The organism is Mycobacterium persicum, from assembly GCF_002086915.1.
GTDB classification, from domain to species: domain Bacteria; phylum Actinomycetota; class Actinomycetes; order Mycobacteriales; family Mycobacteriaceae; genus Mycobacterium; species Mycobacterium persicum.
Genome location: NZ_MWQA01000001.1, coordinates 3,610,890 through 3,620,194 on the forward strand (window position 1 = coordinate 3,610,890; position 9,305 = coordinate 3,620,194).

At 67.0% G+C, this 9,305-nt stretch carries 6 protein-coding genes and 1 pseudogene; all 7 read left to right on the plus strand.

Annotated features, from left to right (window positions below; translation table 11 throughout):
- Positions 1 to 85 (plus strand): annotated as a pseudogene (gene esxG, locus B4U45_RS16500) (type VII secretion system protein EsxG); the annotation flags it as partial.
- A 39-nt stretch (positions 86 to 124) separates the two neighbouring features.
- Positions 125 to 415 (plus strand): WXG100 family type VII secretion target, encoded by a 291-nt coding sequence (locus B4U45_RS16505; protein ID WP_099184421.1) that lies wholly within the window; start codon positions 125 to 127, stop codon positions 413 to 415.
- 883 nt (positions 416 to 1,298) lie between these two features.
- The gene (gene eccA / locus B4U45_RS16510; RefSeq protein ID WP_198929545.1) at positions 1,299 to 3,152 is read left to right on the plus strand and encodes a type VII secretion AAA-ATPase EccA; all 1,854 of its coding nucleotides are present in this window, start codon (positions 1,299 to 1,301) and stop codon (positions 3,150 to 3,152) included.
- Positions 3,149 to 4,735, plus strand: a complete 1,587-nt coding sequence (gene eccB, locus B4U45_RS16515; protein ID WP_075548681.1) for a type VII secretion protein EccB — start codon at positions 3,149 to 3,151, stop codon at positions 4,733 to 4,735. Before eccA ends, eccB begins: the two co-directional genes overlap by 4 nt.
- Positions 4,732 to 8,724, plus strand: a complete 3,993-nt coding sequence (gene eccCa / locus B4U45_RS16520; RefSeq protein ID WP_075548680.1) for a type VII secretion protein EccCa — start codon at positions 4,732 to 4,734, stop codon at positions 8,722 to 8,724. The genes eccB and eccCa overlap by 4 nt, the downstream gene beginning before the upstream one ends.
- Complete coding sequence (locus B4U45_RS16525) at positions 8,721 to 9,029, plus strand: PE family protein (RefSeq protein WP_075548679.1); 309 nt, start codon at positions 8,721 to 8,723, stop codon at positions 9,027 to 9,029. Before eccCa ends, B4U45_RS16525 begins: the two co-directional genes overlap by 4 nt.
- Before the next feature lie 2 nt (positions 9,030 to 9,031).
- The coding region (locus B4U45_RS29375; RefSeq protein ID WP_244899373.1) for a PPE domain-containing protein at positions 9,032 to 9,305 on the plus strand (274 nt) is incomplete at its 3' end.

Below are 9,305 nucleotides of genomic sequence, written 5' to 3' on the forward strand. Positions count from 1 at the left end.
TATCGCGCAGGCCAACCTGGGTGACGCCGCGGGCGCCTATGTGGCCGCCGATGCCGCCGCCGCGTCCAGCTATACCGGCTTCTGAGCCGCACCCTGTCACCGTTGAACGTCGAAAGGACTTGTGATGTCACAGATTATGTACAACTATCCGGCGATGCTGGCGCACGCCGGGAACATGTCCGGCTATGCTGGCACGCTGCACAGCCTGGGTGCCGACGTCGCCAACGAGCAGGCCGCGCTGTCCAATGCCTGGCAGGGCGACACCGGGATGACCTACCAGGGCTGGCAGACCCAGTGGAACCAGGCCATGGAGGACCTGATGCGGGCCTATCAGTCGATGGCCGGCACGCACGAATCCAACACCATGGCCATGCTGGCTCGCGACACCGCCGAGGCCGCCAAGTGGGGCGCCTAGGACGGCTGGTCTAGTCAGTGCGATCAGCGGGGTCCCGGCGAAGCGGTCACAGCATTCCCATGGCAATCTGGCCGACCCGGTGCACGTGGATTCATCGCGAATGCCCACCTTTCCGCGACAAGCCGGGAGCTGGTTGCGGATTTGTCGCCGGCGGCCGTGGAGACTGAGGTGGCCAATGGGAAGTTGCGGCCGGCGACCCGGGGCACCTAGATACCAGCCTGCCGGCCGGGTGACGCGCTGGATGCGCAATCGGCGTGGATGACCCTGGAAACCGCTGAAGCTACTGGGGGACGTGTCCGGACCGGAGGCTCGACCCGCGACCTGCGCGACGCGGGTCCAGCCCCGGCCTGGCGCTCGACACCTGGTGCTGGGCGGTCATGTGAGTGCCAAAGTGCCTGTGCGGTAGCCGAACCGATCCGCGATGAGCCGCCCCAGGCGGCCCGATCCGGCGTTGCGCTGCACTGACCGGTAATACTGGCCGGCCCGCGGCGCGCAGTATAGCAGTAGGCAATAGTTGACAAGACATATGGTATGTGAGATTTTTTCCGGGTCATGCACGGCGTCGTGGCTGACCACATCGCGCCGCGGCCCGGAGTCGGGACCGCCCCGCCCTTGGTAATGAAAACCATGTTCACTAAGCTGCACAATGCTGGGTGGGTTCGACATGTAGGAGGAACGTCAGGCATGAAGCTGGCCGTGCTGATCGCCGCGACCAAGGCGCTGGTCAGTGCCATGCGAATGTCGGCATCATGACGGACATCATGACGGGACAACCCGCCCCTCACCGCCCTCGACAGGTTAGCTTATGCAATGCTAACTTCGGGAGGCCAGCTTCAGGCGGTAGTGACCAGTGGCGACCTTAGGTTCAGGAGACGGCGGGAGCGTGGAACGCAGTGATATCGGCATGCTCGCAACTTCCTCCGTCGTACCCCGGACAGGCGGCAAAGTAGACGCTGATGTCGTCAGCCGGTTCGCCACCTGCTGCCGGGCGCTGGGCATCGCCGTCTACGACCGGCGCCGGCCGGCCGACCTGACTGCGGCCCGATCGGGATTCACCGCACTCACCCGCGTCGCCGGCGACCAGTGCGACGCCTGGACGGGGCTGGCTGCGGCCGGTGACCAGTCCATTGGCGTGCTCGAAGCCGTGTCCCGCACCGCGGTGACCGCCGGCGTGTTGCAGCGCCACGTGGAACTGGCGCCCAACGCCCTAGGGTTTCATTACGACACGGGGTTGTACTTGCGGTTCCGGGCCGCCGGCCCGGACGATTTCCATCTCGCGTACGCGGCGGCCCTCGCGACGACCGGTGACTACGCGAAGGCGTACGACGTGGTTGCCGGCATCACCGAGCGCCGACCCGGTTGGCGCGAAGCCCGCTGGCTCATGGTCGTGGTCAACTACCGCGCCGCACGCTGGTCGGACGTTGTCAAACTGCTGACGCCGATCGTCAACGATCCCAATCTTGACCAGACTTTCGCCCACGCCGCCAAGATCACTCTGGGCACCGCCTTGGCCCGGTTGGGCATGTTCGCCCCGGCGTTGTCGTATCTCGAGGAGCCCGAAGGTCCGGTCCCGGTCGCGGCGCTCGACGGGGCACTGGCCAAAGCCCTGGTGCTGCGCGCACATGTCGACGAAGAATCGGCCGCCGAAGTACTACAGGATCTGTATGCGGCCCATCCGGAGAACGAGCAAGTCGAGCAGGCTCTGTCCGACACCAGCTTCGGGATCGTGACCACCACCGCGGCCCGGATCGAGGCCCGCACCGACCCGTGGGATCCCGAAACCGAGCCCAGCGCAGATGATTTCATCGATCCCGCGGCACATGAACGCAAAGCCGCGCTGCTGCACGAGGCTGAGCGCCAGCTCGCCGAATTCATCGGACTCGACGAAGTCAAGAACCAGGTGTCGCGGCTGAAGAGTTCGGTGGCCATGGAGCTGGTGCGCAAGCAGCGCGGGCTCACCGTGGCCCAACGCACGCACCACCTGATCTTCGCCGGGCCGCCCGGGACGGGCAAGACGACGATTGCCCGGGTCGTCGCCAAAATCTATTGCGGCCTAGGGCTTTTGAAGCGGGAGAATATCCGCGAAGTGCACCGCGCGGACCTCATCGGCCAGCACATCGGCGAGACCGAGGCCAAGACCAACGCGATCATCGACAGCGCTCTGGATGGGGTGCTGTTCCTCGACGAGGCATACGCACTGGTGGCCACCGGAGCCAAGAACGACTTCGGGCTGGTGGCAATCGACACCTTGCTGGCTCGCATGGAAAACGATCGTGACCGGCTGGTCGTGATCATCGCCGGATACCGGGCCGACCTGGACAAGTTCCTCGACACCAACGAGGGCCTGCGGTCGCGGTTCACCCGCAGCATCGAATTCCCGTCGTACACATCGCATGAGCTGGTGGAGATCGCACACAAGATGGCCGAACAGCGAGACAGTGTCTTCGAGCGATCGGCGCTCGACCACCTGGAGGCGTTGTTCGCCACATTGGCGGCATCGTCGACACCGGACTCCAACGGCATCATGCGCCGCAGCCTCGACATTGCGGGCAACGGGCGGTTCGTCCGCAACATCGTCGAACGTGCGGAGGAAGAACGTGAATTCCGGCTCGACCACTCCGAGCATGCGGGAACCGGGGAGTTCAGTGATGAGGAGCTGATGACCATCACCGCCGACGACGTGAACAGGTCTGTGGAACCACTGCTACGCGGGCTGGGGCTCTCGGTGCCGGCATGACTACCCGCGAGCCTGATCCAGAACGCCGTTCGTTTGCCTCGCGCACCCCGGTCAATCACAACCCCGACAAGGTGGTCTACCGCCGGGGTTTCGTCACCCGCCACCAGGTGACAGGTTGGCGGTTCGTGATGCGTCGCATCGCCTCGGGTATTGCCTTGCATGACACCCGAATGCTCGTCGACCCGCTGCGCACCCAGTCGCGGGCGATACTAATGGGGGCGCTGGTCCTGATCACCGCGCTGGTCGGCTGCTTGGTGTTCTCGCTGATCCGGCCCAACGGCCAGGCGGGCACCAGTCCGGTGCTGGCCGACCGGTCCACCGCCGCACTGTATGTGCGGGTCGGCGACGCGGTGCACCCGGTGCTCAACCTGACCTCGGCGCGGCTGATCGCCGGCAAGCCGGTCAACCCCACGACGGTGAAAAGCTCTGAACTGGACCGCTTTCCGCGTGGCAATCTGATCGGCATTCCGGGAGCCCCGGAGCGGATGGTGCAGAACACCACCCGCGACGCCAACTGGACGGTGTGTGACTCCGTCAGCGGCCAGGACGGGCGCAGCGCCCACAGCACGGCGGTGACGGTCATCGCGGGACGGCCGTACAGCGACGGCGCCCGCGCGGCCGCGCTCGGCTCCGCACAGGCGGTCCTGGTCGACAACGGCGCGGGCAGCTGGCTGCTATGGGACGGCAAGCGCAGCCTGCTGGACCTCAACGACCTTGCGGTCACCAGCGCGCTCGGACTGGGCACCGACGCACTCGCGCCGCGGCCTATCGCGTTGGGGTTGTTCAACGCCATTCCCGAAGCGCCGCCATTGACGGCACCGGTCATTCCGAACGCCGGTAGTCAGCCGGCCTTCGATGTGCCCGTGCCGGTCGGCGCGGTGGTGGAGGACGTCACCCTCAATGGCGCCGCTAAGGCCGAAACCTCGCAGTACTATGCGGTGCTGCCGGACGGTCTGCAGCCGATCTCGCCAGTGCTGGCCGCGCTTCTGCGCAACACCAACTCCTTCGGTTTGCAGCAGCCGCCACGCCTGAGCGCAGACCAGGTGGCCAAGCTGCCCGTGTCACGCATGCTCGACGTCACGCGTTATCCGGTGCAGTCGCTGAGCGTGGTCGACGTGGCCCGCAGCCCCGTCACGTGCGCGTACTGGAGCAAGCCGGCCGGGGCGGCCACCAGTTCGTTGAGCTTGCTCAGCGGCGCGGCACTGCCGGTGCCCGACGCGGTGCACACCGTCGACCTGGTGGGTGGCGGTGGTACCACCGCCACCCAGGTCGCGCTGCCGCCGGGCACCGGCTACTTCACCCAGAGCGTGGGCGGAGGTGCAATGGCTCCGGCCACCGGCTCGCTGTTCTGGGTCTCCGATACCGGGGTGCGCTACGGCATCGACACCGAAGGCGAAGGCGGACGCAAAACCGTTGAGGCACTTGGCCTGCAGACCCCGCCGCTGACCATTCCGTGGTCGGTCCTGTCGCTATTCGCGTCCGGCCCGACGCTGTCACGGGCGGACGCGTTGTTGGCTCACGACGCCCTGCCGCCGGACACCAAACCCGGACGCGCGGCGCCGGCCGATGGAGGGTCGCGATGAGCAGACTGATCTTCGAGGCTCGTCGGCGGCTGACTCCGCCGACGAGTCGCAAGGGCACCATCACCATCGAGGCGCCACCCCAGTTGCCTCGGGTCATTCCGCCGTCCCTGTTGCGACGCGCGATGCCCTACCTGATGGGGATCCTCATTGTCGGCATGATCGTCGCGATGATCGCGACCGGGATGCGGCTGATTTCTCCGCAGACCCTGTTCTTCCCCTTCGTGATGCTGCTGGCGGCCACCTCACTGTTTCGCGGCAACGACAACAAGATGCGCACCGAGGAAGTCGACGCCGAGCGGGCCGACTATCTGCGGTACCTGTCGGTGGTTCGGGACAACATCCGTGCGCAGGCAGCCGAGCAGCGCGCGGCCGCGCAGTGGTCCCATCCGGAACCGGAGGCCCTGGCGTCGGTGCCCGGATCCCGCCGCCAGTGGGAGCGCGACCCGCACGACCCGGATTTCCTGGTGCTGCGGGCCGGACGGCATTCCGCTCCCCTGGCCACCACGCTGCGGGTCAACGACACCGCTGACGAAGTCGACCTGGAGCCGGTGTCGCACAGCGCGTTACGCAGCCTGCTCGACACGCAGCGCACCGTCCGTGACGTTCCCACCGGAATCGATGTCACCAAGGTTTCGCGGATCACCGTCCTCGGCGACCACGTGCAGGTGCGTGCGGCGCTGCGGGCGTGGCTGGCTCAGGCGGTCACCTGGCACGACCCGACGGTGCTCGGGCTGGCGTTGGCCAGCCCCGATCTGGAGAGCAGTGACTGGTCCTGGCTGAAGTGGTTGCCGCACGTCGACATTCCCGGGCAGGCCGACGGCGTGGGCCCGGCCCGCTATTTGGCCGCCGACGCCGACGAGCTGGTCGAAATGCTGGGCCCCACCATGCTCGACCGTCCGGCATTCACCGGTGCGGCAGCAGATGCGTTGCGGCACTTGCTGATCGTCGTCGACGATCCTGACTACGACGTGACCGCGTCGGCACTGGGCGTGGGCCGTGCCGGGGTGACCGTCGTGCACTATTCGGCCACACCACCGCATCGCGAACAATATTCCGATCCGGAAAAACCGATCCTGCGGGTGATCGACGGTGCCATCGAGCGGTGGCAGACCGGCGGCTGGCAGCCCTATATCGACAATGCCGACGAGTTCGGCGCCGACGAGGCCGCTCACCTGGCCCGCCGGCTGTCCCGGTGGGACTCCAACCCGACGCACGCCGGGTTGCGCTCCGCGGCCACCCGAGGCGCGAGTTTCACCACGCTGCTGGGTATCTCGGACGCGTCCCGGCTGGACGTGCCGGCGCTGTGGGCGCCGCGCCGGCGCGACGACGAGTTGCGGGTGCCGATCGGCGTCACCGCCACCGGCGAGCCGCTGATGTTCGATCTCAAGGACGAAGCCGAAGGCGGAATGGGTCCGCACGGGCTGATGATCGGGATGACGGGTTCCGGCAAATCGCAGACCCTGATGTCGATTCTGTTGGCGCTGTTGACGACTCATTCCGCAGACCGGCTGATCATCATCTACGCCGACTTCAAGGGCGAGGCCGGCGCCGACAGCTTCCGGAATTTCCCGCAGGTTGTCGCGGTGATCTCGAACATGGCCGAGAAGAAGTCGCTAGCCGACCGGTTCGCGGACACGCTGCGCGGTGAGGTGGCCCGCCGCGAAACGCTGCTGCGCGAGGCCGGCCGCCGCGTGCAGGGCAGCGCGTTCAACTCGGTGCTCGAGTATGAAAATGCTCGCGAATCCGGGGCCGCCGGGACATTCGACTTACCGCCAATCCCGACGCTGTTCGTGGTGGCCGATGAGTTCACCCTGATGCTGGCCGATCATCCGGAATACGCCGAGCTTTTCGATTACGTGGCACGCAAGGGGCGTTCGTTCCGCATCCACATCCTGTTCGCGTCCCAGACGCTGGATGTCGGCAAGATCAAGGACATCGACAAGAACACCTCCTACCGGATCGGTCTGAAGGTGGCCAGCCCCAGCGTGTCTCGGCAGATCATCGGTGTGGAGGACGCCTACCACATCGAGTCCGGTAAAGAACACAAGGGCATCGGCTTCCTGGTGCCCGCGCCCGGGGCCACCCCGATCAAGTTTCGCAGCACCTATGTCGACGGCATCTACGAGCCGCCACGTGCCACCAAAGCCCGTGTCGTGCAAGCACTTCCAGAACCCAAGATCTTCACGGCCGCAGCCGTGGAGGCGGACCCGGGCACGGTGATCGCCACCGACGACGCCGAGGAACCAGCCGGCCCGCCGCGTAAGCTGATCGCGACCGTCGGCGAACAGCTGGCGCGCTACGGACCGCGAGCTCCCCAGCTGTGGCTGCCGCCGCTGGACGAACCGATCCCGCTCACCGGACTGCTGGCCCGAGCCGCGGTGCCGCCAGGGCAGTGGCGCTGGCCGCTCGGAGAGATCGACAAGCCGTTCGAGATGCGCCGCGATCCGCTGGTGTTCGACGCCCGGTCGTCGGCCGGCAACATGGTGATCCACGGCGGTCCCAAGTCCGGCAAATCGACCGCACTGCAGACGTTTATGCTCTCGGCCGCCAGCCTGCACTCGCCGCGCGAGGTGACGTTCTACTGTCTGGATTACGGCGGCGGACAACTGCGTTCGCTGGAGGGTCTGGCGCATGTCGGCAGCGTCGCGTCGGCGCTGGAACCCGAACGCATCCGGCGTACCTTCGGTGAGCTGGAACAGCTGCTGCTGTCCCGGCAGCAGCGTGAGGTGTTCCGCAACCGCAGTGACAACGGTTCGGCTCCCGACGACGGTTTCGGTGAGGTGTTCCTGGTCATCGACAACCTCTACGCCTTCGGCCGCGACAACATCGACCAGTTCAACACGCGAAACCCATTGCTGGCCAAGGTGACTGAGTTGGTCAACGTGGGCCTGGCGTACGGCGTCCACGTAATCATCACCACCCCGAGCTGGCTGGAGGTGCCGCTGGCGATGCGCGATGGCCTCGGGTTGCGCCTGGAGCTAAAGCTGCACGACGCGCGCGACAGCAATGTGCGGGTGGTCGGCGCGCTGCGCCGTCCGGCCGACGCCGTCCCGGCCGACCAGCCGGGCCGCGGGTTGACCATGGCCGCCGAGCACTTCCTGTTCGCCGCTCCGGAGCCGGAACAGGTTGCCGCGATCAACGCCCGCTACCCGGGGGTTGCCGCGCCGCCGGTGCGGCTGCTACCCACCAACCTGGCCCCCGAGGCGGTCGGCGCGCTGTATCGCGGGCCGGATCAGATCGTCATCGGCCAGCGCGAGGAGGACCTGGCGCCGGTGGTGCTCGACTTCGCGGCCAATCCGCTGCTGATGGTGTTCGGCGACAGCAAGTCCGGAAAGACCACGCTGCTGCGCCACCTGATCCGCACTATCCGGGAGCATTCGACCGCCGAGCAGGTGGCCTTCACCGTGCTGGACCGCCGGCTGCATCTGGTTGACGAGCCGTTGTTCCCCGACAACGAATACACCGCCAACATCGACCGGGTCATCCCGGCGATGCTTGGGCTGGCAAACCTCATCGAGTCGCGACGGCCACCGGCCGGTCTGTCGCCTGCCGAGCTGGCCCGCTGGACTTTCCACGGCCACACCCACTACCTGGTCATCGACGACGTCGACCAGATCCCGGATTCGGCGGCCATGGCGGGTCCGTATATCGGACAGCGGCCGTGGACGCCGCTCATCGGTCTGCTCGGGCAGGCGGGCGATTTGGGCTTGCGGGTGATCGTGACGGCGCGGGCCTCCGGCTCCGGCCACGCGCTGATGACCAGTCCGCTGCTGCGGCGGTTCAACGACCTGCAGGCGACCACCGTCATGCTCTCGGGCAATCCGGCCGACAGCGGCAAGATCCGCGGTCAACGTTTCGACCGGATGCCAGCTGGGCGCGGGGTGTTGTTGAGCGACAGCGAATCTCCGACCTACATGCAGTTGGTCAACCCGCTTGTCGGGGAGGCCGCGACATTTGGTGAAACGCAACAGAAGGGGAGTCAGTCATGACGTTGCGAGTGGTTCCGGAGGGACTGGCCGCGGCCAGCGCGGCCGTGGAAACGCTGACGGCGCGGTTGGCGGCCGCGCATGCTGCCGCGGCTCCGTCGATCACCGCGGTGGTGCCGCCTGCGGTGGATCCGGTGTCGCTAAAGACTGCCGCCGAGTTCAGTGTCCAGGGGCAGGAGCACGCCGTCGTCGCCGCCCAGGGCGTCGAAGAACTGGGACGTGCCGGCGTCGGGGTGGGCGAATCCGGCGCAAGCTATCTCGCCGGTGATGCGGCGGCTGCGGCTACCTACGGGATCGCGGGCGCCTGACCATGGTCGCGCCCTTGGGGCCCATCTGGATTGCTTCGCCGCCCGAGGTGCATTCGGCGTCGCTGAGCAGTGGTCCTGGTCCGGGTTCGCTGCTGGCGGCGGCCGCGGCCTGGAACCTGCTCAGCGCCGAATACGCCTCGGCAGCAGCAGAACTCAGCGGGATCCTGGATGCGGTGCAGGCGGGGGCGTGGCAGGGGCCGAGCGCGCAGCAGTATGTCGCCGCGCATCTGCCCTATGTGGCGTGGCTGACGCGGGCCAGCGCCGACTGCGCCGTGA